The 24,743-nt window shown below is 67.4% G+C and carries 24 protein-coding genes; 13 read left to right on the top strand and 11 right to left on the bottom strand.

What is annotated here, in order from left to right; translation table 11 throughout:
• Entirely contained in the window at positions 1 to 624 is a 624-nt protein-coding gene (locus QHF84_RS23220; RefSeq protein ID WP_281315569.1) for a TetR/AcrR family transcriptional regulator, read from the top strand.
• Positions 625 to 626: 2 nt separating this feature from the next.
• On the opposite strand, the gene QHF84_RS23215 is transcribed toward QHF84_RS23220, so the two are convergent.
• Positions 627 to 1,013: a 50S ribosomal protein L7/L12 gene (locus tag QHF84_RS23215; protein ID WP_281315568.1), complete on the bottom strand. Its 387-nt coding sequence runs from the start codon at positions 1,011 to 1,013 to the stop codon at positions 627 to 629.
• Positions 1,010 to 1,306: a hypothetical protein gene (locus QHF84_RS23210; protein WP_281315567.1), complete on the bottom strand. Its 297-nt coding sequence runs from the start codon at positions 1,304 to 1,306 to the stop codon at positions 1,010 to 1,012. The genes QHF84_RS23215 and QHF84_RS23210 overlap by 4 nt, the downstream gene beginning before the upstream one ends.
• Before the next feature lie 77 nt (positions 1,307 to 1,383).
• Between QHF84_RS23210 and QHF84_RS23205 the strand changes: the two genes are divergently transcribed.
• The 3 genes from QHF84_RS23205 to gspC all read left to right on the top strand — a co-directional run bounded on the left by QHF84_RS23205 (position 1,384) and on the right by gspC (position 4,899).
• Positions 1,384 to 2,628, top strand: a complete 1,245-nt coding sequence (locus QHF84_RS23205; RefSeq protein ID WP_281315566.1) for a S41 family peptidase — start codon at positions 1,384 to 1,386, stop codon at positions 2,626 to 2,628.
• 62 nt (positions 2,629 to 2,690) lie between these two features.
• Positions 2,691 to 3,848, top strand: a complete 1,158-nt coding sequence (locus tag QHF84_RS23200) for an alpha/beta fold hydrolase (RefSeq protein WP_281315565.1) — start codon at positions 2,691 to 2,693, stop codon at positions 3,846 to 3,848.
• A gap of 127 nt (positions 3,849 to 3,975) precedes the next feature.
• Positions 3,976 to 4,899: a type II secretion system protein GspC gene (gene gspC, locus QHF84_RS23195; RefSeq protein ID WP_281315564.1), complete on the top strand. Its 924-nt coding sequence runs from the start codon at positions 3,976 to 3,978 to the stop codon at positions 4,897 to 4,899.
• A gap of 7 nt (positions 4,900 to 4,906) precedes the next feature.
• Here the strand turns inward: gspC and QHF84_RS23190 are convergent, their stop codons facing one another.
• The 3 genes from QHF84_RS23190 to QHF84_RS23180 all read right to left on the bottom strand — a co-directional run bounded on the left by QHF84_RS23190 (position 4,907) and on the right by QHF84_RS23180 (position 8,115).
• On the bottom strand, positions 4,907 to 5,758 hold the full coding sequence (locus QHF84_RS23190) for a dockerin type I domain-containing protein (protein WP_281315563.1): 852 nt from the start codon (positions 5,756 to 5,758) through the stop codon (positions 4,907 to 4,909).
• A 67-nt stretch (positions 5,759 to 5,825) separates the two neighbouring features.
• Entirely contained in the window at positions 5,826 to 6,794 is a 969-nt protein-coding gene (locus QHF84_RS23185) for a pirin family protein (protein ID WP_281315562.1), read from the bottom strand.
• A 46-nt stretch (positions 6,795 to 6,840) separates the two neighbouring features.
• Entirely contained in the window at positions 6,841 to 8,115 is a 1,275-nt protein-coding gene (locus tag QHF84_RS23180; RefSeq protein ID WP_281315561.1) for a DEAD/DEAH box helicase, read from the bottom strand.
• A gap of 405 nt (positions 8,116 to 8,520) precedes the next feature.
• Here QHF84_RS23180 and QHF84_RS23175 point away from each other — a divergent pair, with 405 nt between their 5' ends.
• A complete protein-coding gene (locus tag QHF84_RS23175; protein ID WP_281315560.1) occupies positions 8,521 to 9,192 on the top strand; it encodes an SMI1/KNR4 family protein in 672 nt (223 codons plus the stop codon).
• 155 nt (positions 9,193 to 9,347) lie between these two features.
• Entirely contained in the window at positions 9,348 to 11,837 is a 2,490-nt protein-coding gene (locus QHF84_RS23170; RefSeq protein WP_281315559.1) for a serine/threonine-protein kinase, read from the top strand.
• A 16-nt stretch (positions 11,838 to 11,853) separates the two neighbouring features.
• Here the strand turns inward: QHF84_RS23170 and QHF84_RS23165 are convergent, their stop codons facing one another.
• Together QHF84_RS23165 and QHF84_RS23160 are read right to left on the bottom strand one after the other, a co-directional pair.
• Entirely contained in the window at positions 11,854 to 12,399 is a 546-nt protein-coding gene (locus tag QHF84_RS23165) for an HD domain-containing protein (protein WP_281315558.1), read from the bottom strand.
• 20 nt (positions 12,400 to 12,419) lie between these two features.
• A complete protein-coding gene (locus QHF84_RS23160) occupies positions 12,420 to 13,268 on the bottom strand; it encodes an SDR family oxidoreductase (protein WP_281315557.1) in 849 nt (282 codons plus the stop codon).
• A 108-nt stretch (positions 13,269 to 13,376) separates the two neighbouring features.
• On the opposite strand from QHF84_RS23160, the gene QHF84_RS23155 reads away from it, so the two are divergent.
• Positions 13,377 to 13,889: a prolyl-tRNA synthetase associated domain-containing protein gene (locus tag QHF84_RS23155; RefSeq protein WP_281315556.1), complete on the top strand. Its 513-nt coding sequence runs from the start codon at positions 13,377 to 13,379 to the stop codon at positions 13,887 to 13,889.
• A gap of 29 nt (positions 13,890 to 13,918) precedes the next feature.
• Here QHF84_RS23155 and QHF84_RS23150 read toward each other — a convergent pair whose 3' ends face one another.
• Positions 13,919 to 14,089 (bottom strand): hypothetical protein, encoded by a 171-nt coding sequence (locus QHF84_RS23150; protein ID WP_281315555.1) that lies wholly within the window; start codon positions 14,087 to 14,089, stop codon positions 13,919 to 13,921.
• A 2,695-nt stretch (positions 14,090 to 16,784) separates the two neighbouring features.
• Here QHF84_RS23150 and QHF84_RS23145 point away from each other — a divergent pair.
• The 4 genes from QHF84_RS23145 (at position 16,785) to QHF84_RS23130 (ending at position 19,972) form a co-directional block, all read left to right on the top strand.
• On the top strand, positions 16,785 to 17,162 hold the full coding sequence (locus QHF84_RS23145; protein WP_281315554.1) for a hypothetical protein: 378 nt from the start codon (positions 16,785 to 16,787) through the stop codon (positions 17,160 to 17,162).
• Positions 17,163 to 17,183: 21 nt separating this feature from the next.
• Positions 17,184 to 18,371 (top strand): sigma-70 family RNA polymerase sigma factor, encoded by a 1,188-nt coding sequence (locus QHF84_RS23140; RefSeq protein ID WP_281315553.1) that lies wholly within the window; start codon positions 17,184 to 17,186, stop codon positions 18,369 to 18,371.
• 236 nt (positions 18,372 to 18,607) lie between these two features.
• Positions 18,608 to 19,273, top strand: a complete 666-nt coding sequence (locus QHF84_RS23135) for a hypothetical protein (protein ID WP_281315552.1) — start codon at positions 18,608 to 18,610, stop codon at positions 19,271 to 19,273.
• 147 nt (positions 19,274 to 19,420) lie between these two features.
• Complete coding sequence (locus QHF84_RS23130; RefSeq protein ID WP_281315551.1) at positions 19,421 to 19,972, top strand: GNAT family N-acetyltransferase; 552 nt, start codon at positions 19,421 to 19,423, stop codon at positions 19,970 to 19,972.
• 8 nt (positions 19,973 to 19,980) lie between these two features.
• Here QHF84_RS23130 and QHF84_RS23125 read toward each other — a convergent pair whose 3' ends face one another.
• Positions 19,981 to 20,481, bottom strand: a complete 501-nt coding sequence (locus tag QHF84_RS23125) for a cupin domain-containing protein (RefSeq protein ID WP_281315550.1) — start codon at positions 20,479 to 20,481, stop codon at positions 19,981 to 19,983.
• A gap of 135 nt (positions 20,482 to 20,616) precedes the next feature.
• On the opposite strand from QHF84_RS23125, the gene QHF84_RS23120 reads away from it, so the two are divergent.
• Together QHF84_RS23120 and QHF84_RS23115 are read left to right on the top strand one after the other, a co-directional pair.
• A complete protein-coding gene (locus QHF84_RS23120; protein WP_281315549.1) occupies positions 20,617 to 21,822 on the top strand; it encodes an adenylate/guanylate cyclase domain-containing protein in 1,206 nt (401 codons plus the stop codon).
• Between the two features lie 35 nt (positions 21,823 to 21,857).
• Positions 21,858 to 22,685 (top strand): carotenoid biosynthesis protein, encoded by an 828-nt coding sequence (locus QHF84_RS23115; RefSeq protein WP_281315548.1) that lies wholly within the window; start codon positions 21,858 to 21,860, stop codon positions 22,683 to 22,685.
• Here the strand turns inward: QHF84_RS23115 and QHF84_RS23110 are convergent, their stop codons facing one another.
• Together QHF84_RS23110 and QHF84_RS23105 are read right to left on the bottom strand one after the other, a co-directional pair.
• Positions 22,686 to 23,606, bottom strand: a complete 921-nt coding sequence (locus QHF84_RS23110; protein ID WP_281315547.1) for a UbiA family prenyltransferase — start codon at positions 23,604 to 23,606, stop codon at positions 22,686 to 22,688.
• A 21-nt stretch (positions 23,607 to 23,627) separates the two neighbouring features.
• Entirely contained in the window at positions 23,628 to 24,692 is a 1,065-nt protein-coding gene (locus QHF84_RS23105) for a hypothetical protein (protein ID WP_281315546.1), read from the bottom strand.
• Between the last annotated feature and the right edge of the window lie 51 nt (positions 24,693 to 24,743).

The following is a 24,743-nucleotide window of genomic DNA, read 5'->3' as shown; positions in this document are numbered from 1 at the left end:
ATGGTCGAAGAGGCGCTCACCGCCGAACGTATCCTCGAAGCGGCCGAGGAGGTCCTCCGCCGCTTCGGGCCCGCCAAGGCCACGGTCGTCGACGTGGCCCGCGCGCTCGGCGTCAGTCATGGTAGTGTGTATCGGCATTTTCCGAGCAAGACGGCATTGCGGGACGCCGTGGCGGAACGCTGGCTCGCCCGCGTATCGCACCCGCTCGCGGAGGTCGCGGCCGAAAAAGGTCCGGCCCCCGAGCGCCTGCGGCGCTGGCTCGACCTGCTCCGCGAGCTCAAGCGAAAAAAAGCGCGCGACGATCCCGAGCTCTTCGCCACGTACAGCAACCTCGTCGCCGATGCGCGCGACGTGGTCCGCGTGCATGTCGAGACACTCGCCTCGCAAATTGCCCGGATCCTCGCCGACGGCGTGGAGCAAGGCGCGTTCACGATCGAGGATCCGGTCGCCGCGGGCTGGGCCGTGTTCAACGCGACGGCGAAGTTCCACAATCCGATCCATGCATCGGAATGGTCCGACCCGGGCAATGATGCTGCGTTCGAGGGCGTCTGGTCCCTCCTGCTCGGCGGCCTCGGCGTGCGAGAGGTCCCCGCCAAGGCGCGCAAGAAACCCTCGAAAAAATAGGCTCAGGATTCTCTTCGCATTTCGGCATTCGCGCCCGCGGCCGTGAGGGCGTCGACGATCCTGCGCGCCCCGTCGGGCGAGAGCCACCGGCGAACCACGACCGGCGCCGATTCCACGAGGGTCTTCGCCTCTCCCAGCGGGATCTCCCAGAGGGCCCGCACGGCCTTCACGACGGCGACCTTGTCCTTTCCGACGTCGTGAAGGACCACGAAAAACTCCGGGCATTCGGCGGGATCCGGCAAGGGCGCGCCCATCGTGAACCGCATTGGCTCGGGCCTGACGAACCCAGGCAGCCCGAGGCGTCGTACGAGCTCGTCCGCCAGCTCTCCGAGCTCTTCGGCCGTGAGGCTTTCGAGGTACGCGATGACCTCTTCTCGCGTGAGGCTCATGGTTTCCCCTCTGCGTGCCTTCGCTGTGCGAGCATCCAGAGCGTCGAGACCATTCTCTCCTGCTGCGTGGTCCGCGTGACCACGGCCCCTTGCGCATCGCGCGTGTAACGCACGCAAAGCTGGCCCTCGCGCGTTCGCGTGGACAAGAGGCGCTCGGCTTCGGCGCGCGTGAGCTCCGAGAGATTCGTGACGTGCAAATCGCAGCGCTCGCACTGGCGCGCGCGTTCGTCGCCCGTCATCGCTTGCCAGTCCTCGTGGCATGGCTCGGCGATACGCAGCGTGCTGAGCTTCATGGAAGAGAGTGTATCACGCAGGGGCACGTGCTCGGAAGGTGCATCGCCGGCCGGGATGCGGTAGACATCGCCCGCACATGAGCGACACGCAAAACGAGAGCACCGCGCCGCCGAAGGCGAGCCGAAAGACGAGGCGGAGGGTTTTCCGCTGGATCGGGATCGGATTGCTGTCGATCGTGCTCGGGCTCCTCGGCTGGGATGTCGCGACGTTCGACCGCGGCGCGTGGTTGCGCGATTTCGAGGCGCTCGAGGGCGCGATGGCGAAGGAGTACGCGAACCTCGACTGGATGGTCGAGCATCGCGGGGTCGATCTCGCGAAGCTCGATCGCGATACACGCGCTTCGCTCGGCGGCGCGTTCTCGCGGGTGCAGGCCTTCCTCTCCCTTCGTCGCTTCGTTCGTACGTTTCAGGATCCCCATTTCAAGCTGACGAAAGGCGCCGCCCGCCAGAGCCCTGCCCCTTCGCCGAGCGCCGCGCCGGCCGAGGCGCCCTCCGCGCCCGTCGCGAGCTGCACGGCGGCCGGGTACGAGGCGCGCGCCGTCGATTACCGGTTCCCTTTCAAGAAAATGCCCGGTTTCATCCCGGTGCACGAGGCGCCGTTCCCCGCCGGGGTGGCGGGCGAGCTCGGAGTGATTCGGATCGCCCACTTCGGGGAAGACAGGTATCTCTCCACGTGTGAGCAAGTCTTCACCACGGGAATGGAGGACACGGCATTGCGTCTCGCGGTCCGGGCAAAACTCCAGGAGGCCTTGCAGACGGCGATCGGAGCACTGCGGGATCGTGGCGCGAAGCGGCTCCTCGTCGACCTCACCGGCAATGGCGGCGGCACCGAGTGGGTCTCGGAGGCCGTTCCGCTGTTCACGGAAAAGACCTTGCGACGGAGCGAGGCCCGCATCGTCGCGCCGACCTGCGATCGCATACCGATCTGGAAGGGCGAAAAGGTCTGCTCGATCTTCGGCGACCCGCCCGGGACGGCCACGCTCGAAGGCAAAGGCGTATGGAAGGGGCCGCTGTTCGTCCTCGCGGATCGCGGCACGGCCTCGGCGTCGGAAGATTTCGTCGCCTGGCTCAAGGACAACCACGCCGCCAAGGTCCTCGGCGCCCGCACGGCAGGCGCGGGATGCGGATACGTGAATGATGGGGGACGATTCGAGCTACGCGAAATCGGCTTCGAGGTGCGAATGCCGAACTGCGCGCGCTTCCTCGCCGACGGGACGAACGAGGTCGAGGGCATCGCCCCGGATATCGCCCTGCCGCTCGACAAATCCGACGAAGAGAAGATCCAGGCCCTCACGGCCGCGCTCGCCGCGACGCGGGATTGAACCCCGCGCCCGGGGATGGCACCATCCAAGGCATGCGCGGCTCGGCTGTCAGGAGGAAACCCATGCGTCTCGCCTCCCTGCCGCTCGCAGCGCTGCTCCTCGGCGCCTGCGGCTCGGCGCCGCCCGCAGCGCCACGCGCGAGCGTCCCCAAGGCCGCGCCCACGCACGACGTCGAAGCGCCCGCGCGGCCGCGGCTGCCGAAAGAGGAAGTGGCCGTCTCCTTCGATCGTGGCCTCTGGCGCCTCGAAGGGACGCTCACGCTGCCCGCGCGCGAGGAGGGGGAGCGCGTGCCGGCGGTGGTCATCGTGCACGGCAGTGGGCCCATGTCGCGCGACGGCGTGATGCGTGGACAGATCGGGCTCGGCTTCGGCTTCCAGATCCCCGTCTACCAGCGCCTCGCCGACGCGCTCGCCGACCGCGGTTACGCTGTGTATCGGTACGACAAACGAACCTGCGGCGCATTCAACGATTGTTCGGACGGCGGCTTCACGTCCGTGCCGTATACCCTCCTCGAAGTGGAGTTCGCCACGACCGAATACGTTCTCGACGCCGAGGCCGCCCTCGACGCGGTGGCAGGGCGCCCGGAGATCGATCCCGATCGCCTCGTTTTCGCGGGTCACAGCGAGGGCGGAGAGCTCGTGCCCGTGCTGCTCTCGGACAGGCCGCGGGTGCGCGCGGGCGTCATGCTCGCGCCGCCCTTTCATACGATGACCGTCGTGCTCGAACAACAAGCCGAGCGCGTCCGCTGGTCCTTCACGATGGCCGGGCAACCGGAGCGTGCCGAGGCGGAGGGCCGTGAATTGCTCGCGGCGGCGCAGGCGCTGCGGCAAATCGAGCGGGGTACGCACCTCGGCGCGCCCATTCTCGGGCAGCCGCCGGGCCTGTGGGAGTCGTGGATCGACCTCGCGCGGCGGGCCCCCGACCTCGCCCGAAAGCTCGACAGGCCGCTGCTCGTGCTCGGCGGGAGCTACGATTACAACGTCGCGCCCTCGGAGATCGAGAGCTGGGCGAAGTGGCTCGACGGCTCGTCGCGCGCGCCGCATCGGGTGCGCGTGATCGATTGCGTCACGCACGCCCTGAACTGCATCACCCAGCCCGACGCCACGCGGATCAAGCCGGATGACATCGGGCGCGACATCTCGCCGGAGGTGCTCACCGAGGTCTCGCGTTTCCTCGATGCCCACGCCTCGCGTGCCAAGCTGACAGAAGCACGACGCTGATCCGCGGCGCGCCGGCCATTTTGTCGCCCGTCCGGGCGGGTCTCGCGCCGTTTTCGTGGGGATCTGCAGAGCTCTCAAGCTGGCACGACGCTCGCTTGTTCCCGTTTTCATGGGATTCGACGCACGCTTGAAACGATGGTTCCCCGCGGTCCTGGTCCTGCTCGTGGGTCTCGCCGCCTATTTCCAGGCGGCCGGGCTCGGACGGCTCGTCTCGTCGAGCCTCTCGGGCCCGCCGTTCGAGCCGGTCTCGCCGCAGCCACCCAGGAAGGTGCGAAACGCGCTCGCCGCGGTGCAAGAGGAGAAAAATGGCGAGGCCATTCTCGGGCGAAACCCCTTCGATTCGATCACGGGCTCCCTCGCGCGCCACGGCCCGCCGGAAGACGGGGCCCCGGAGCCCGCCGAGCCGCCCGGCGATCCTCGTGCCGATCCGATCTGCGACGCGGCGAAGGTCCTGCTCATCACGGAGGCCGACGACGCGCTCTGGTCGTTCGCGGCCATTGCAGGGCCGGACGGCAAACCGGCGCTGCGGCGGCTCGGCGACGACATCGGCGGGCGCACGGTGCATGCGATGGCCTGGGATCGGGTATGGCTTCGGCAGGGCGAGACGCGGTGTCAGCTCCCTTTGCACGAGAAGCGCGAGGGGCCCGTGGCGCAGAAAGTGCCCGGCGATGCGCCCGCGAAGCCTGCCTCGCGTGTGCCGCCAGAAATCGCCGATCGCATTCGCAAGGACGGGGACAATCATTACGTCGTGGACCGCTCGGTCGTCGACACGCTCCTCGAACGCCCGGATCTCCTCGGCACGGCGCGTTTCGTGCCGGCGCGCGAGGGCGACAGGATCGTGGGCATGCGAATCAGCGGAATCCGGCCCGGCTCGTTGCCAGGCATGTTCGGGCTTCAAAACGGCGACCGGCTCGAAAGCATCAATGGATTCGAGATGGGGGATCTCACGAAGGCGATGGAGGCCTTTGCGCGGCTGCGGGCTGCCGGTCGGCTCGACGTGCGGATCGTCCGCGGGGGCAAACCCATGTCGATCGAGGTCGAGATGCAGTGAAGCGCGCTCAATGCGCGTGCTCGGCGGGGCAGCGGGCCAGGGCGGTCTCGATGGGGACGCCCTGTCGAATCCGAGGGTTCGTCCCGGCGAACGCGCCGCACGGGTCGTGCTCGAAGAGCCAGAGGTGGACCATGTAGAACTTCTCCAGGTAGCTCCCCTCCGGGCATTCGGCCTCGGGGACGCATTCCTGGAAGTTCAGCATGCGGAAGTCGTAGGACGGGTTCTTCTCGTTGTATCCGAAAAAGCAGGCCTTTTGATGAGAATGCCACATCTCCTCGCCCGTGAACCCGGCCGGCGGCAGCTCGGGAGACCGGGGGTCTGGCTTGATGGCCCAGAAGACCGCGAGGAGCTTGCCATCCTCGGAGTAATTGAGCCCCTCCGGGCGCGTCAGCGAGAAGACCGTGTCGATCTGCTCGTTTCTTCCCCAGTGCACGCCGTGGCCCTGGAACGACGTCGTCACCGGGATGAACCCATCCTCGATCGCATTGTGAATGTCCCGATACCGCTCCGTCACCCGGAACACGGCCGCGATTTCCTGATCGAGCGGCGTGCTCTTCGCGCCCACGCTCCGCGCGACCTTCAGGAGATCCCCCGAATCGACGTCGCCATCCCCCTCGACGTCGAAAAACGCAGCGTCGTCCCGGCGCATGATCCGCTTCGCGAGCTCCTCGACATCCGCGCCGTCCACGACCCCGCTTCCGTCGAAATCGCCCACGCTGAGCACCGGGCGCGCGCCCTCGCACGTCTCCATCGCGCCCCCGTGTGCCTGCGCAGGGACGTCTTTCGCCGCCGCCGTGGCCACGACCCCGAAGCCGATCGCGGCCGCACCCGCACCCGCAATGCGCCATTCACGTCGCATGGCTCGCCTCTCCCCTCCCTCGTCGCATCGAGCCGCGCGAGAGAGACGTCAAGCCGAGCCCGCCCGGTCAGCCGCCCACGAGGCGCCCCGAGCGATAATCCTCGAATGCCTGTCGGATTTCCTCGGCCGTGTTCATCACGAAAGGCCCGCGGCGCGCAATGGGCTCCCCGATGGGCTGACCCGCGAGGAGCAGGAGGCGCGCCCCGGTGGCGCTCGTCGAGACCGCCGATCGACCCGCGCCGAGCACGGCGAGCTCGCCGCGCGCGACGGGCGTGCCCTCGGGCCCGATCCGCGCAGCGCCGTCGATGACGTACACGAATGCATTGTGCTCCGGAGGGAGCGCATGCCGGAAGCTCGCGCCCGCCGCGAGCGTGACGTCGAGCAAGCTCGGCGCGACGACGACGCCGTCCACGGGCCCGCGCCGCCCTCCCGCCTCCCCCGCGACGACGCGCACCCGGGCGTCCGCGATATCGATCTCGGGAATGGCCGACGGCTCGATGTCCTGATAGCGCGGCTTCGCCATCTTCCGCGCGGCCGGGAGGTTCACCCAGAGCTGAAAGCCCCACATGAGCCCCTGCTCCTGCTTCGGCATCTCGGAATGGATGATGCCACGCCCCGCGGTCATCCATTGCGCGCTGCCCGGGCCGAGGCGCCCCCGATTCCCCACGCTGTCCCGGTGCTCCATCGCGCCGTGGATCATGTACGTGACGGTCTCGAAGCCGCGGTGCGGATGATCGGGGAATCCCGCGATGTAATCGTCGGCGCGGTCGGTATGGAACTCGTCGAGGAGGAGGAACGGGTCGAGATCGGGGAGGGCCTGGCCCCCGAGCGCGCGCGAGAGGCGCACGCCTGCGCCGTCGCGCGTGGGCTGCGCCTGTACGATCCGCCGCACGGGGCGCGCGTCGGGGTCGAGCACGCTCCCCGCGGCGAGCGGCGAAGGCGCGTCGGTCTCGCGCGAGAGCAAGGCGAACGTCGCCGCGGGGATGGCAGCCCCCGCGGCGAGGAGGAAGTGGCGCCTGGTCGGAGCACGGGCCATGCACGCGAACATAGCGCGCGAGCGGCCCGTGCTCAATCGTCGGACGTCAGCTCCGACGGCCGCGCGGAGGACGCGGCGGGCGCGGGCCGCGGGGGCGCTGCTGCTCCGGAGCGGCCGCGCGGCGCGGCTCGAGACGCGAGGCGGGGCGCGCAGCGGCGCGCGGAGCGGGCGTCTCCTCGACGGGCGGCGCCTGCCCCTCGGCCACCGGAATGCGGCGGCGGAGCAGTTTTTCGATGTCCGAGAGCAGCGCGCGCTCCTCGCGGTCGCAGAACGAAATGGCGCTGCCCGTCGCGCCCGCGCGCCCCGTGCGGCCGATCCGGTGCACGTAACTCTCGGGCACGTTCGGCAGGTCGTAATTGATGACGTGCGAGACGCCCTCGACGTCGATGCCACGCGCCGCGATGTCCGTCGCGACGAGCACGGGCGTGACGCCCCGGCGGAACCGGTCGAGGGCGCGCTCGCGGGCGCCCTGCGATTTGTTGCCGTGAATGGCGAGCGCCTCGATGCCGGCGCGCACGAGCTGCTCGGAGATGCGGTTCGCCCCGTGCTTCGTGCGCGTGAAAACGAGCGCGCGCTCGATGCTCGACGTACGCAGGAGCCGCTCGAGCAGCGCGCGCTTGTCGGCCTTCTCGACGAAGAAGATCGATTGCTCGATCGTGTCGGCCGCCGCGCGCGCGGGCGTGACCGAGACGCGCGCCGGATCGACGAGGATGTTATCGGCGAGCGCGGCGATTTCGCGCGGCATCGTGGCCGAGAAAAAGAGCGTCTGCTTTTGCTTGGGCAGCGCGGCGACGACGCGCCGCACGTCGTGGATGAAGCCCATGTCGAGCATTCGATCGGCCTCGTCGAGGACGAACACCTCGACGCGATCGAGGCGCACGAATCCCTGCTGCATCAGATCGAGCAGCCGGCCCGGCGTGGCGACGAGCAGATCGGGGCCCTTCGCGAGGTTCTCTTCCTGCGGCCGCTGCCCCACGCCGCCGTAAATGACGACGTGACGGAGGCCGAGGTGCCGCCCATACGCCGTGATGCGCTCGCCGATCTGCGCGGCGAGCTCGCGCGTCGGCGTGAGGACGAGCGCGCGAATGCCGCCGTGGCGCTGGGTCTTCGAGAGGCGCTGGAGGATTGGCAGGACGAACGCCGCCGTCTTGCCGGTGCCGGTCTGCGCGCAGCCGAGCAAATCGCGGCCGGAGAGCGCCTCGGGGATGGACTGCGATTGAATGGGCGTCGGGCGCTCGTAGCCCTCTTTCACGAGGGCACGCACGAGCGGCGTCGCGAGGCCGAGCGCGGCGAACGCGGCGCCGGGGGCCTCGGAGGCCATGGAAACGGTAGCGATCGGCGCGCTGCCGTCGGCACGCGGCGCCTCGACGGGGGCCGCCATGGGCCGCCCGGGAACGGAAAAAGTCACGATGAAAATGCTCTCTCGCGGCCCGACCCCTCGAAGGGTGTGCTTGTCGCTCTCCCCCTCCCGCCGAGCCGCCAGGGTTCGGGAAGGGCGTGAAACGACCCGTCTGGCCGCTCCACCGCGGGGCGACACTCGTCACGGTGCGCTCCGCCACGCCTTCCCGGTCGCCTTCGTTCGGACGCAAGCACGCGGGACTCTGCCCGCGCATGCTCGCCGGATAGGATCGTGAGCACGAGCTTGGTAGCGCACGGCAGCCGCACGCGCAAGCGTCATCGCGCCGCGCTTGACAGCCCGGCGCACAAAGACGTCTGATCCGCCCCCATGGCCGCTTCATTTCGTGAACGCCTGGAAGCCATGGTCGAAGCGCTGCGCGCGCATCCGGACGTCGAGGTCCTCGATTTCCGTCTCGGCTCGCCGGCCGCGGGCGCCGCGCTCTCGCGCGCAGAGCGCGCCGCCGGCATGAAGCTGCCGGATTCCATTCTGGAGTTTTACGCGGCGCACGACGGCGTTTTTCTGGAATGGGGCCTCCGCGGCAGCACGTATACGCGGACCGACCCGTACGATTTCCCCGATTACGGCGCGCCTCCCGGCTGCATCAACCTGCTCCCCATCGCCGTCGCATTCTCGCCCGACTGGCAGATGAAATTCCACGTGAACGAGCTCATGTCGGGGCAGGAGGAGCTCTTCTTCGGCCGCGAGCTCGATCCGGAGCGCCCGCTGAAAGCCATCACGATCGACAATTTCAGCAAGTACAACCACGCCGACATGATCATCGGCCCCGATCCGGTGGTCCTCGTGTCCACCGATCACGGCGCCGATCTCGACAGCTCGGACTTCATGTCGTTCGAGACCTACCTCGACCTCACGCTCGCCGTGTTCGGTTCGAACCGCTTCTACGCCGTTCGCACGGACGAACCCGCGCGCCTCGTTTCGCCTCGCGAGCGGCCGACGCTCGACGCGATCGTGGCGTACGTGCGCGAGGAGGAAGCGTAGGCCGCGGCCGTGGTCTCGGCGGACCCGGCGGGCGACGAGGCCCGCGGGCTCGTTCGGGCGCTCGGGCGCGCAGAGATTTCGCTCGAAAGTCGCGCACCTTGACACGCAACGTGGCTCGCGTTGTCCTCACGGCTGCTCGCTGAGGAGGAGCGCCCATGCTTCGCTTCTGGCAACGCCGCAAAGACGATCCGCGCGCGGGCCCTCCGTCCCTGGAGGGCGCCGACGACGGCGCGGCGCGCGCGGCGGAGCTCGAAAAAGCGACGTTCAAGCCGGGGATGCAGATCGCCGGCAAGTTCACGCTGCAGCGCCTCATCGCCGCAGGCTCGATGGGCACCGTCTTCGAGGCCTGGGACATGTTCGTGGAGCGGCGGGTCGCCATCAAGCTGATGCACCCGAACTTCGACCGCGACCCCAGCATGATCGCCCGCTTCCGCCGCGAAGCGCAGACGACCGCCGCGATCCAGCACCCGAACGTCGTGACCATCCACGAGGTCGGGCAGCGCCGCGACGGCACGTTCTACATGGTGCAGGAGCTGCTCGAAGGCGAGAGCCTGCGCGAATACCTGATGCCGCGCGGAAGGCTCACCGAGCACGAGACGATGACGATCATGGTCCCGATCATGGGCGCGCTCATCGCCGCGCACCGCCGGGGCATCGTGCACCGCGACATCAAGCCGGAGAACATCGTCCTCACGGAGTCCACGTCCGGCGAGATCGTCCCGAAGCTCATCGATTTCGGCCTCGCCCGCGTCAACACGCTCGACCCGGGCCGCAAGCTCACGCTGAGCGGCGTGGTCATGGGCACGCCCGAGTACATGGCGCCCGAGCAGGCGAAGGGGGATCCCGGGATCGACGCGCGCGCCGACGTCTGGTCCGTCGGCGCGATGCTCTTCGAGCTGCTCTCCGGCCGGCGACCCTTCGACGGACCCACGCACCAGGCCGTGCTGATCAAGATCGTCACGGAGGCGCCGCCGATCCTGTCGATGCTCGTCGACGACATCCCCGCGGCGTTCCTGGAGGTCGTCCAGGGCGCGCTCGTGCAGCAGCGCGAGGGGCGTTATCCGTCGATGCAGGCATTCCGCGACAAACTCGTCTTCGCGTACGAGAACATCTCGCACCGCGTGGTCCTCGCGCCGACACGAGGCCCGAAGGACGAGGGCGAGGCCGCGCCCGAGCCGCAGGGCGAAGCGGAGACGCACGAGGCCGCCGCCGCGGACGTGCTGGAGCTCGATCCGGCGGATCTCGTGCTCGACGAGGAAACGGTGAGCGAGCTCGACGAGGCGATCGCGAGCCTCGCGACCACGACGATCACCACGGTCCCGCGCTCGGAGCTCGAGTGGCGCGACGCGGCCGCGTTGTTCCCCGGGTCGCCCCCGACCGCCGACGAGACGGCCGCGTTCGATGCGCTCGGCGTGAACGCGCTACGCGACGCGGAGGCGCACGCGGCGCGCGCGATCGAGGCGTCGGGCACGCCGGAGACGATCGCGCGCATGCGGCTCGTGCAAGCGATCGCGCATCGCTGGCTCGGGAACACGGCCGAGTCGCGGCGCGCGGCGGAGGAGGCGATCACGCGCCTGCCGAGGGGGAGCACGGCGTATCACGCCGCGCTCGGGCACCTCGTGATCGCGGCGGGCAGCATGGGCGACGTCACGCGGGTCGGGGCGTTCGTCGACGAGCTCACGGCGCTCGCGCGCGAGGGCGTCACCACGGAAGCGCACATCGTGACGGCCGCGCGCCTCGTCATCGCGCTCGTGCGCGCGGGCCTGCCGGACCGAGCGCACGAGGTCTTCGCGGGCGCGCAGCGGCTCGCGCAGCGGCACAGCGTGGTGAGCCCGTTCGTGCTCGCGTGGCTCGACGTGGCGCGCGTGGAGATCGCGCTGCACGAGGGTGATCTCATCGGTTACGTGCGGCGGGTCGAGTCGGCCGTGGAGAACTTCACGTCCGCGGGCGACATGCGGAACGCTTGCCTTCAGCGCTGCAACATCGGCAACGCGTACCTGCAGCTCGGCGCGTATGCCCTCGCGGTCGCGGCGTTCCGCGAGGCGCAGGCGATCGCCGAGCCGATGCAGCTCGACTTCGTCTCCTCGCTTCTCGCGAACCTCGGCTACGCGCTCGCGCACATGGAAAACCTCACGGAGGCGATCGCCGTGGAGACGGCGGCGCTCGAGCTACTCGTGCGTCAGGGCAACCGGCGCGGCGAGGGGTTCGTGCGGGTGTACCTCTCGATCATCCTGCGGCTCGCGGGGCGCACGGACGAGGCGCTCGCGATGGCGCGGCAGGCGATGGAAGTCTCCGAGGGCGTGCCCGCGGCGCGGGCCTGCGCGCTCGCGCTCATCGCGGCGATCGCGATCGCGCGGAACAACGTGCGGGAGGCGTACATGAAGGCGTCGGAGGCGATGCAGATCTTGAGTCGCCTCGAAGGGATCGAGGAGGGCGAGAGCCTGATCCAGTGGACCTACGCGCTCGCGCTCCGGGTGAACGGCGCCGAGGAGGAGGCGCTCTGCCGCATCGCGGAGGCGCGGCGGAGGCTGCTCAAGCGGGCGGATCGGATCAGCGATCCGCGCTGGCGACAGAGCTTTTTGGAGCAGGTGCCCGACAACGCGCGGGTGATGGAGTTCGCGGCGATCTGGCACGGCGAGCGGTGAGGAGCGCGGGCGAAGGTCACGACGCGTCCGCGATGTAGTCGCCGTACGCCTCGATCCTCGCTTCGAGCCTCGAAGCGAGCGGCGGGCTCGCCGGACCCAGCGCCGCCAGGATCCGCCGTGCTTCCTCGCGATACGCGATCCGCTTTTCGCGCGACCAGTACGGGGGCGGCGCGGCGAGGTTCGTGATGCGGTCGGCGAGCTTCACCATCCACACCTCGCGGGGCTCGCGCTGGATGCGCGCGAGCGAATCGGCCATCTGATCTCCCTTCGGCAGGCGCGCGTCCTTGCTCAACGCGCGCACCCCACGCGCCACGGAGGCGCCGAAGAGCTTCGTGATCTCGTCCTCGGATGCGCCCGTATCTTCCAGCGTGTCGTGGAGAAGCGCGCACGTGACCGCGAGCTCCACGTCGAACGAGTCCTTCGTCGCGACCGCCAGGATCTCCGCGGCGACGGTCGCGACGTGGGTGATGTACGGATGCTGCGTGCCGGGCACGCGTTGCGCGCCGTGGGCCTCGGCTGCGAAGCCGATCGCGCGCGCGTACGTGTCGGGAGAGAACGTCATGCGGGGATGGTACCCCGCGTTCAGGCCGAGAGCTTCTCCGAGAGCTCCCACAGGCCTTTCGCCAGCTCGTCGTTCCTCGCGAAGCTCGTCGTGCGCGTGAGCGCGCGATCGAAGAAGTACTCCCCGTTATACGACGCGGCTTCATCGCTCGTCGCGAGCCAGATGATCGTCTCGGCGCCCTTCTCCGGCGTGCGCGCGAAGAGCGCGGCGGCCGCCTTGATGAAAATCGCCGCGATCGGACCGTTGTTCAGCGCGAACCCCGTGCGTACGTAGCCGGGATGCATGCAGTTCGCCGTCGCGCCCGAGCCCTGGAGGCGCCGGGCGAGCTCACGCGTGAAGAGGATGTTGGCGAGCTTCGAGTCGCCGTAGGCGCCAAAGCCGGCCTTGCCTTTTCCCTTGGCGACCGTCGCGAGATCCATCTTGCTGATCTTGTGGGCGTGGCTCGACGTGCTGACGACGCGGGCCTTCGGCGTCTTCTTGATGAGGTCGAGCAGGCTCGTGGTCAGGACGAAGTAGGCCATGTGGTTCAGGGCGAACGTCATCTCGATGCCGTCGGCGCTGAGCTTGTAGTCGGTGAAGACGGCGCCGGCGTTGTTCACGAGCACGTCGAGCCGGTCGTATTTCGCGCGGAAGGCGTCGGCCACGGCGCGGGTCTCGGCGATCTTCGAGAGGTCGCCGAGCAGAAGCTCGATCTTCTCGTTCCCGCTCGCCTCCTTCAGCTCCTTCACCACGCGCTCGCTCTTCTCGCGGCTCCGGCCGACGAGCACGAGCGTCGCGCCTCGCTGCGCGAAGGCCAGGGCGGCGGCCTTGCCGATGCCTTCGGTCGCGCCCGTCACCAGAAAGACTTTGCCTTCGAGATCCTTCGCCATCACGTCGCTCCTTGGTCGAGGCCGCATCTGTAGCGCACACGTGTGCGAACGGGGAGATCTGCGCGCGAAACGTTGATCGAGGGCGCCGCGCGCGGTAACGAGTCACGCATGACGACCTCCTCCAGGGACGCGCTTTTCGAGCGGCTCGCGGCCCTCGGCATCGAGACCGAGACGGTCACGCATCCGCCCGTCTTCACCGTGGAGGAGGCGAAGGCGCATCGTGTGCGGCACGACGGCACCCACGTGAAAAACCTCTTCTTGCGCAACAAGAAGGGCGCGATGTGGCTCGTCGTGCTCGACGAGGATCGCGCGGTGGACCTCAAGGACCTCGGCCGCCGCATCGGGGCGGGCCATGTCTCGTTTTGCTCGCACGAGCGCTTGCGCCAGCACCTCGGCGTCGAGCCTGGATCGGTCACGCCGCTCGCCGCGGTGATGGACAAGGAGGGCTTGGTGCAGGTCGTCCTCGACGCGAAGGTCCTCGCGCGGGATCCGGTGCACTGCCATCCGCTGACGAACGACCACACGACGGCGATCCGTGGAGCGGACCTCGTCCGGTTTCTCCGGGCGACGGGTCACGAGCCGGCCGTCCTCGACCTCGACGCGCCTGCGCCCTCTCTATAAGGAGGAGGCTTGCGGGTCGGGGGACCACTTCACGCTTCGCCCCAGGTGAATGCGAGGTGGAAGAGGTCGCGGCTGCGTTCCATGTCGTCTTGACGTGCGCGGAGCAGGATCACGTCGTTGTCGCTCCCGAGCATGTAGCCGACGGTGATCCTGCCGCCGAGGCGCGAAACGACGAGCTCGAGCCCGGCAGGATGGTCCAATGCAGGCAAAGCGGATCACCGGAAGCTTCGATCCAGACGCTCATCACACATTTACCTACCCTGTTGGGTGAGGTTTCCTCCTGCCCTGTCAAGTGTGTTGAGGGGGCGTTTTGTCCGACGAGATCGTCGGGATCGATGATTTTTTCCGGGCGGGAGTTCGGCGAGGGGTCCCGGGACGAACGTGTTTGGGAAGTAGAACTCCCGTGGTTTAAGTGTGTTGAGAAGGCGGATCGTCCACCGGAAACGACACATGTGTGTCGATTTTTGCGGATGACCTGAAAGAGGTTGGTCCGGGTACGGTTCATGTGTCCAGGTGGGCGGCGGTTCGGGGAAAAACCGCGTCTGACGCGTCGAAATCGTGCTATAAAACAGGCATGGGATCGGTGTTTGTCTCTTTCCTCAGCGACAAACCGTGTGGTACCCATCCCGGGACGCACCAATGCGAGGTGCAAATATTTAATTGGCTTAAACGGTGCGGGATTTAAGCTGCGGGGTCCAGGAATACGTCCATCGCTGTTTTTGCTCACCGCTATCGCGCTACCATTCGTCGTCTTGGCCTGTGGTGACAATCTCGGATAGTAACAAGGACGCAAAGTTCAAACCGGTGTGCGTCTGTGATGTAGGAACCCCTCAAGGTTCGTGGAGTGTCTCGCCGAGGGTTTTCCCCCGATCCGGAGACTTGCCCGGCCGATGCCGGCCCAGATGGTGCAACTGATGCCTGACTCGAACGGATGCTTCAATTGGTGCGCGCGGGGAATGACAGCCATGGCATCGGGCCATGCTTCATTTTAATTGGGGGTTGTTTATGCGCCTGTGGCCTTTTTTTTCCCTATCTGTCGCTCTGCCATTCGTCGTTCTCGCTTGTGGTGATACTGGTTGGAGCGAAGACCTGAACTTCCACTTCAAGTGTGTCTGCGGCGTCGGCACACCCGAGGAGTTCGCCGAGTGCATCGAGCTTGGCTATCCTCCGGACCCTGAAACCTGCCCACCCGACGCCGGCACAGTCGGCTGCCCAGGCGTATGTGCCCCAGGGACGCCTGACGGTTGGAAAGGCCCCGTTCTCGTAGCCACTGGCCCGGCCATCGGTTTACCTGCCTGTCCGAAAGGCACGGAAGAGGTCGTCTGGGCCTTGGCCGATCCACAACTAGGACCTCGTGACTGCCCGACCTGCGCGTGTGGCGAGCCTCCGGGGAGCTGCGAGCTACCTACGTCCTGGAATACACACGCTACAGTGTGCCAAACGCCCCCTCCGCCAGCGAGTGCGTCCTTCGATGCCCCGGCGAACTGGGATGGTACGTGTACAACAGCCAACGCCATCTCCGAGGGCAAACTCTGCGGTGGCGTGCCCTGTGTCCGCTCCCTTTCTGTGGCTCCGCCCGTCCTCGTGGAAGGTGATTGTCCAGCCACGACCGAAGGGGAGGAACCGACAGACGCCCCCATCCCGTACGGCGGAAGCATCAACGAGTGGCCGACGATGGACTCCATCGCAGCGCTGGCCTGCGGGAACGACGGCAAAACCCCGTGCACGCACGCGACTTGTTCGCCGGAACCTCCGTTTTCCTTCGATCTCTGCGTGTACACCGCGGGGGACGTCGATTGTCCTCAAGACTGGACCCAACGCGCTGTATTCTACGAGAAGGGCACCGACAAACGCGACTGCAGCCCTTGCACTTGTTCTCCACCCACTGGAGGCTCGTGCTCCGTTCAGATTCACGTGTATACGGACAGTGCCTGCACGAACGAGCAACTGTCTCCGTATATCTCTTCGGATATGCCTGCCCCCTGCTACGATCTGATGGAAGGTATCTCTCTTGGCAGTAAGAGAGCTGAAGCCATCGAAAGGTTGCCCGGCACCTGTATGCCTCAGGGTGGCGAGTCCACGGGGACGGTCGAGATGGAGAAGCCGATCACGTTCTGCTGCCTCGCGTAAAGCCACCTTGCTCGATCCCACCCTTAGCTGGTAGGGTCGGGCACCATGGCTCTCCGCGGGGGGACGGTACTGGCAGCCTCGATCTGCCTCCTGGCGGCGCCTGCCGCCGCACAGGAGACATACCGCCTCGACTACGTACGCGAACCGGGCACGGAGGGTTGCCCGAGCGAGGCGGCCTTCCGTGCTGCCGTCTCGCGAGAGGTTGGACGTGATCCGTTCCGGCCTGACGCGCCGAATCGCCTTAAGGTCGTTTTCCACCGTTCCGAAAAGAACATTCGAGTCCAGATCGTAGCGAGCGGCGGTTCTGGATCGGAACAGAGCGCACCTGAGCACGAAAAGCCCGTGTGGGAGTGTTTCGGGCTCTTGCATCACGCGGCTTTCAGCGCGGGAATGCTCATTGATCCGTTAGAGCCATCGGAGCCTGAGCGTCCCGTCGCTCCGCCAACGCCCCCCCCACCACCTCCGCTACCGAGCCCGCCACGTACGTCTCCCTCTGTGCCAAGCGCACGGAAGACAACCGGTCTCGCGCCCAAAGCCCCGATGCGCGTCCTCCTCTCTTTTGCTGGAGGAGCTGCATCCGGCAGTACGCCCGGGTTGTCGCCCTCGCTGACGTTCGGCGTTGGCTTGGGACAGGGCCCGTTTCATATGAGCGCAGAATTTCGTTCCGATTTGCAATCTCGGCGAATCGAATCGAGATTCCGAGTTTACGGTTCGCAAGCATTTGGAACGCTCGCTCCCTGCTGGCATACGCGTATACTCACACGCGTGCAACTGGACAGATGCTTTTTGATTTCAGTCGGTTCGACGCAGGTGAGCGTCGAACACGATATCAAGCTGTTGCAGGGCGAGGAAAATAGGAAAACCTTCACCTGGGGCGTCGGCCTTCGTGGTGGTTTGTCGTTTCCATTCGGTACGTCCTGGGCCTTGTTCAGCCGGCTCGACGTCCTCCTCGTGCCCCAGCCCTCCGTCGTCGAGGACAACGGCCGCGAAATCTGGACCTACCCCTACGCCTCCGCCGCCCTCCAGGTTGGTCTCGTCTATGCCTTCGACGTGACCCACCCCACCGCCAAACCCCCTCCCCCGCCACTTTCTCAAAAATTTTCTCCCGGCGTCGGTACATCCGAGGGGTCTGACGACATATAGCAACCGGAGGCGCAGCCCATCATGCTAGCCGCGGTCGACACGACACCCACACGGGAGGAGTTCCGGACGTTCTACGAGGAGAACTTCCAGACCGTGTGGCGTACGTTGCAGCGCCTCCGCGTCCGGGATGCCGACATGGCGGACGTCGCCCATGACGTCCTCGTCTTCGCGTACAACCACTTCGACGAGATCCCCGCCTATCCCCACGGCTGGCTCGTGCGCGTCTGCTTCGAGATGGTCCGGAACTACCGGCGCAAGGCCGCGCGGCGCCTCGAAAGGCTCGCCCCGCAGGTGATCGAGGACGCGGTCGACCCGCACGCCTCCGATGAAACCATGACGGAGGTCGTCCTCGAAGCGCTCGAGCGGATGCCCACGGACCAGCGCATGCTCCTCCTGCGGTATCACGTTCGCGAAGAGCCGCTCCACGCGCTCGCGAAGAGCCTCGGCATTGCACGTTCCACCGTGCAGCTCCGCCTCACCGCCGCCGAGACGGCCTTCGAAGGGTGGATCAAGACCCTGCTCGGCGTGGATCCGGAAAAGGACTCGCGGGCGAGCCTGTTTGCCTCGTTCTCGCTGGCCGGGTTCCTGCCGCGGGTGTGGGAGTCGAGCGAGGTCCTCGCCAACGCCCAGCTCGACGGCTGGGAACGCCTGTCGCGGGCCATCGACGCGGTGCAGATCGCCGCGGGCGCGCCGAGGCGCGAGGCCCCTCCGGCCATCGAACCGAGCGCCGGGGTGCTCGGTTTCCCCTTCAAACTCACGATTGCGTTTGCCGTGGCACTGCCGTCGGCGATCGTGGGCATGCTCCTCGGGCATCTCGGCGCGGGCGTCGCTTCGGCGGAAACGGCCGCGACGCCGTCCCTCCACGCGGCAACGACGCCGATCGCCGTGGTCGCCGATGCCCTCGTGAAGAATGCGCCGCAGGGCAATTCCGCGACGCCTGGGGCTACGCCGACTTCGCAGGAACCAGCCCCTGCTCGCACCGTGGATCTCGAAGTTCCGCTTCTCTGGAAGGTGCGGCACCTGCTCAAAGCCAAAGACCCGAAAGCGGCCCTCGCGTTGCTCGACGAGCATGCGCGCCGTTTCCCCAAGAGCACACATCTGGACGAGTGCGCGGAGCTCAAACGGCTTGCCGAAAAAGCACTCGCTCAGAGGGCGGCGCAAGAATCCGCAGAGAAACAGGCGAAAACCGAGGACAAACCCAAACCCTGACACGAAGGATCGTCGTTCGCAGCCGGCCGCGTTGCCACTCATTCTGGGCGAGCATGGTGGCGCGGTCGCCTGGGGACGACGATCCACGATTTCGACGACGATCATCACTCGCAGGCGGCCCGCCGTGGCAAGACGAACGGAGGACCCCTGCTCGCGCGCACGAAACCAAGGCCAATCCGAGAGGCGTGTCTCGACGGGTCGCCTACGAGTGATGATCGAATAGCGGGAGGGATGCCATGCCCACGACATTGCCGGAATCGGACGACGATGTCCCGACCGGGATCCACGAACGGCCGACCTGGCCCGAGGACGTGCGTCCGACCATCGTCGATCCCTCGTGTGCACCCCAAAGCGGATGGGTATCTCGTCTTCGTGATCTCCTCGATCGAATCCGCGCCCGATTCCGTCGCACTCCCGCCCCGCCGCCTCTCCCACCCGCGCGCGAGCGCATGAGCAGCTCGCCCACGCTCGTCTCCTCCGGCGTGTTCGTTTTCGAGGAGATCCTCTCGGGGTTATGGCGTCTCCCGCCGGAGCAGCTCGACGCGGTCGTACGCCTTGCCGAACACGTTCGCGAGGCTCGTGATGCAGGCGCAGAGGCCGCGGTGGACGCTCGAATCCTATACGTGCTCGCCCGCCTCATGCCCGCCCCGGGCGGGGTCGTCTCCCTCGCGCTGCTCCGGGACAAACTCCTCGGGCTCCCGCGTTCGTCCGTGGATCAGGGTCTCCTTCGGCTGGAGGCGAGCGGGAGAATCGTGCTTTTTTCCGCGCCGATGGGCGCGGGCCTCGCCGGAACGGGTGGATCACCGGGCGCCGGGATCGAGCATCCAACCCGAGGGATTCTCGAACGTTGCGCCCTCGTACCCGAGCGTCACCAGGGCCGGGGCGTCCGCCGCGCCGCGTGACATCTTCGTGAAACTCGGGTGCCTGCGTACGCAGGTGCTTGACATCCGAAGGCTGCGAGCGCTTCCTCGGGCAGCACGCTCATGTCCTTCACACCGATCACGCCCTCGCACGTCCCGCTTCGGGGAGGCCGCCGCGCCCTCCTCCGAATGGCCACCTACCCCGCCGATTCCGCCGGTCTGCTCGACCTCGAACGCGCGATCGTCAAAGCTCGACAAGGAATCGTCAAATACCCCGACGAGCTACCCGACGACCCGCTCGCCTATGGCGACCTGCAAATTCGGGCGGGCATGGCAGCGACCGATGGCTCGGCATTTTGTATGGTCGCCGAGGAGGAAGGGCGCGGAATCGTGGCGGAGGCGTCGATCCTTCGCCTCTCGTTCCGCATGATCCGGCATGTCGCCGTCCTTGGTATCGGCGTGCATCCCGACGCGCAAGGAATCGGCCTCGGCCGCGCCCTCCTCGAAGCGCTGCTCGGCTGGGTGCGCGACCATCGCGACGCGGACGGAGGCCGCATCCGCCGCGTCGAGCTCCACGTCCGCGCCGACAACCCGCGCGCCGTCGCGCTTTATCGATCCCTCGGCTTCCAGCAGGAAGGCTCCCGCCGCGGGCTCGTTCGTCGCGACGACGGCAGCTTCGTCGACGATATCGGCATGGGCCTCCTGCTCCCCGACCCGGACGAGCCGTCGGCCTCGGCCTGATTCGCTCGCTACTCGTTCCCCTCCCAGTAATCGCGGCTCTCGCCATCTCGCCCGACGTACCGGAACGTGCGCGGTTTTCCTTCCGCGTCCGGACCGAGCTCGGCGACGATGCCGAAGTTGCCCGCGTCGGGGTACTCCACGAGATCGGGCGACATCCGCGTGCTCACGGACAGCACTTTGAGCTCGGCGGTCTCGGACGTATTGATGAACTGATGCGCCGACTCCGGCCCGGAGGGTGGACACGCGATCATGTCGCCGCGCCGGATCGGGTGTCGCTCCGCGCCGATACGCATCTCGCCCTCGCCTTCGAGCACGAAAAACATCTCCTCGTTCACGCGGTGCGCGTGGAACGGAAACGCGCGCTTGCCGGGCGGGATGATCGTCACGTTGTACCCGAGCTTCTGCGCGCCGATCCGCTGCCCGACGAGGCTCACGCGACACGCGAAGCGTTCGCCGTTACCCATCGGGAAGTACTGCAGTTCGTCCAGGTTCAAGATGGGGCGGGGCATGGGCAACTCCTCTCGTTATGGTTTGCCCCGCGGGTCTGTCATCGCGCCTCGCGAAGGTCAAGGCCGAAGCAAGCGTGGGATCCACGCGGATAACGCTTGACGCACGGGATCCGATTTGCATTGGTGGGGTCCGACATGGGAACCGTGGCCCACGCCTCGAACCGGAGCGAGCTCGCCGCCGCGATGAGGGAGGCGTTGAACCGCGAGGCGCGCCGGAACGAGATGCGCGTCGCTGTCGTCCGCATCCTGGCGTACGGGCTCGTGCTCGTGCTCGACATCGCGCTTTGGTCCCGGGGCCTCCGGCCCGCGTCGCACATCGCCGGCGGGGCGACCTGGGTGCTGCTCTCGGGCGTGCTCCTGCTCGCGATCAAGCGCCTGCCCTATGGCCGCGTGTACTGGTTCATCGTGCCCGTCGTCGACTTCTTCCTCATCGACGGCATCCTCGGCACGCGTATCGCGGCGCTCGGCGTCACGACCGCGATGGCCGCGGTCACCGCGCTCGCGTGCGGCCTCTTCGCCGCGACGGGTGGCATCCGCTTCGATCGCCGCGCGGCCGCGTGGACCACGTTCCTCGCGGTCGTGCTGCTCGTCCGGCTCCTCGGCGATCATGCCTCGCGCGTGCACCTGCTTTACTCGGGCGTGGCGATCATCGCGATCGGAATGCTCAACGTCTGGCTCGCCGATCAGGTGCGTCGCGCGATGGAGGCCACGCGCGGGCAATTGCTCCTCGATCGGCTCTTGCCGACCGTCGGGCGCGCGGCGTTGAAAGATCCCCTCTCGCTCCTCGACGCGCCCAGGTCCGTGGAGGCGACGCTGCTCGTCACGGACCTGCGCGGCTTCACGTCGCTCTCGGAGCGCATGGAGCCGAGCGACGTCTTCGAGCTCTTGAACCAGCTCCAGGGCGCGCTCTCCGAGGCCGTGCACGCGTGCGGCGGCATCGTCGACAAGTTCATGGGCGACGGCATGCTCGCGGTGTTCGGCGCGACCGAGCCCGGCCACGACCATGCGCGCCGCGCGATCGAGGCCGTGCGCCGCATTCGCGCCGCGCTCGACGAGCAGAACCGCGCCCGCGCGGCGGGCCTGCGGATCGGCATCGGCGTGCACTCGGGGACCGTGGTGGCGGGTTGCCTCGGCGGCGGCAGCCGGCTCGAGTTCACGGTCATCGGCGACGCGGTGAACACGACCTCGCGCCTCGAAGCGATGACGAAGGAGATGGGCGTCGACGTGCTCGTCAGCGAGGAGACCGCGGCGCGCGTGCCCGAGGTGACGTTCGAGGACCTCGGCGTCGTGCCGGTGCGCGGGCGGCAGCAGGGGATCCGGATCTTCACGCTGAAGTCGTGATCTTGCGGCTCGCGGCGGCGTGCTAGCGTCGGCGCGTGCCTTTGCTCGTGTTCGAGGTTGCCTGCGTCGCCGTCGTCCTGCTCGCGCTCGCGGCCATGGCGCGAAGGCGGCCGCCCGCGGATCTCTTGACCGATTATGCGGCGCTCGCCGTGGCGGGGTGGATCGGCGAGGAGACGTGCGTCGCGTTTTACGAATATTACCATTACGCGATGGGCTGGCACGTACGGCTCGATCGGGTGCCGATCCTCGTGCCGCTCATCTGGCCGCTCGTGATCCTCTCGGCGCGGGACGTGGCGGCTTGCGTTTGGCCGCGGATCGAGCGGCTGCGTCCGCTCGTGGTGTTTGCGATCGTCGCGTTCGATGCGTCGCTCGTGGAGGTGATCGCGGTGCGCGCGGGGCTCTGGTCGTGGGCCGAGGCGGGGCACCTCGGCGTGCCGATCATCGGCATTCTCGGGTGGGGATATTTTGCCATTGGCGCGGACCTCGCCTTGTCGGGTCGGCTCTCGTCCGGGGATGGGCGAATCCGGCGTGCGCTCGCCACGATCGTCGCGGCGCCGCTCGTGGCGCATGCGCTCATCCAGATCACGTGGTGGGGGTTTTTCCGGTGGGCGCAGCGGGAAGCGCTCGGCGTCGCGTCGCTCTGGGGGCTCTCGGTGATTGGCGTTTGCGTGCTCGCGTCCGTCGTTTTCGCGCGCCGTCGGGGCGGCGCGATTCCGCTCTCCGTCGCCTTGCCGCGGATGGTCGCGGCTGGCCTCTTTTTCGTGCTGCTCCTCTCGACCGCGCCCGCGGAGCTTCCGCTCTGGCACCACACCGCGATCGTGGCGATCCCCTATTTTGCCGCGAGCGAGCTACAGCCGCGCTGATCAAAGAAAAATGTTCGTGGGCATTCCCGCGCGTTCCCAGAGCGCCGTGCCGACGAGGTAAAAGACGAGCTCGGCCGTGCCGAGGTGCGTGAGCACGATGCAATCGTGCGAGGTGAGGCCAAGGCGGTAGCGGGGCCGATAAAACGCGAACTGCGTCGCGGGCGCGGCCAGCATCAGCCCCTCGCGGACGCCGATCGAGCCGGAGACGATTCCAGCGACGAGAATGGCAGCCGCGCCGAGGAGCAGCCCATCGATGATCTGCCGCGCGCGATGGGGCCCGTGCACGACGGGGTACGTGGGGATCCCTTCCTGCCGATCCCCTTCGAGATCACGCAGATCGTAAAGGATCTCGTAGGTCAGCTCGAAGGGAACGAAAAACAGCGCGAGACAAACGATCCCGCTCCAGGGCATCACACGCGCGCCGGGGCTCGTGATGAGCGGATAAACGAAACACGTGAGGACGAAGAGGACCGAGGAGCCGAAATTCTTGAAGAAATAGATCTCCTTCAAGCGGGAGAAGCCACGCGGCGTGGGGACGATGTTGTAATTGTAGGCGAGGCCGATGATCTGGACCGCGATCCGGAACGGCGTGAGGCCCGGCCAAACCAGGTGCGTCGCGACGAACGACCCGACCATGAGCAGGACGGAGCCCACGGTGAGCAAACGCTTCCGGCGCGCGACGCGCTCGGTGCCGCGGATTCCGTTCTTGAGATCCTCGTCGATGTCGGTGATCCGGTTCATCAGGTTGATGAGGAACCAGTCGAGTCCGACGACGAGGGCGACGAGCGGCAGGTAGCGGCCCGTCATGAGCCATCCGAAGACGACGCACGCGGCCATGGCCACGAGCAGGATGTGATATCGGGCGATCGCCAGCGCGTCGGCGAGCGCGGACGGGGCGGGCGCGAGGGCGGCTTCGGACATCGCCGCCCCTTCTAGCATTTCTCAGGGCAGCGCGAGGATCCCGATCGGCCGCGCGAGCCGCGAATCCGCGTTCACGAGCACCGCGCCCGACTGCCCCGACGCGGGCAAGGGCATCCCATCCGCGTCGAAACGCAGCACCGTCCCGGGGTTACCCTTCGCTTCGTCCACGTCGAAGCCCACGGCGAAAATGCGCCCGCCGTCGCCGAAGCTCAGCGCCCCGAGGTAATTGGTGCTCGGCGTCGTACCCGTGTAATTCGTGGAGATCGTGCCGAGCTGCATCCCCGTCGCGAAATCGTAGTGCCGGATGTCGTTCGCGTAGTCGCTCACGTAGAGCTCGCAGAGCCCCGCATTGCAATCCGGCCCGTACGCGAGGCCGAGCAGGCTGATGTAGCCGTGCCCGGCGGGCGAAAGATCGGGCTGGTCGGCGAAGACCTTCATTTCGCCGCTCGTGACGTCGATCTGCAAGACCTGGCTCGGGAGCCCCGGGAACGTGGGCGCGCCATTCTCGGCGACGGAGCCTTGCGTCGTGACGTAGAGCTTCTCGTCGGGCCCGAAGAGCAGCCCATTCGGCCCGTTGAGACCGTCGGGCATGCCATCACCCTCCTTGAAGACGTCGACGAAATCGCCGCTTTTCCCGTCGTAACGAAGGATCTGGTCCGTCAGGAAGCTCGCCACGTAAAGCATCCCGTCCGGCCCGAACGCCAGACCATAAGGACGGTGCATGCCGCCGCCCTTCGCGAACTCGCCGTAAAATGCGCCCGTCGAGGAGTCGAACCGCAGAATCGCGGAGTTCTCGGGCGTATCGCCGCTCGAGATGTAGAGGTCGCCCTCGGGTCCGAGCGTCATGGAATCGGGGTGGAAGAGGCCGCCGGTGCCTTTCGGGATGAAAACGGCAGAAAACGCGCCCGTGTCCTGCTCGAATTGGAGGACGTCGTCGCCGCGGCTGTTCGCCACGAGGAACATCGGCTTGCGCGGCACCTCGCCGCCGGTCGTGCTCGTGCCGCCTTCGTCGTCCCCGCAGCCCGCGAGGGCCGAGCACGCGAGGACAAAGGCGACCTTACCAAGGGTTCGCAGGGAAATTCGCATCGCGCCAGCATATCGGCAGCGGCGCCGTGGCTCAATGGTGATGGTGGACGA

It is taken from the genome of Polyangium sp. y55x31, assembly GCF_029946505.1.
Classification (GTDB): Bacteria; Myxococcota_A; Polyangia; order Polyangiales; family Polyangiaceae; genus Polyangium.
The sequence above is the reverse complement of the archived record's forward strand: the minus strand, read 5'-3'. Positions and strand labels throughout refer to the sequence as shown.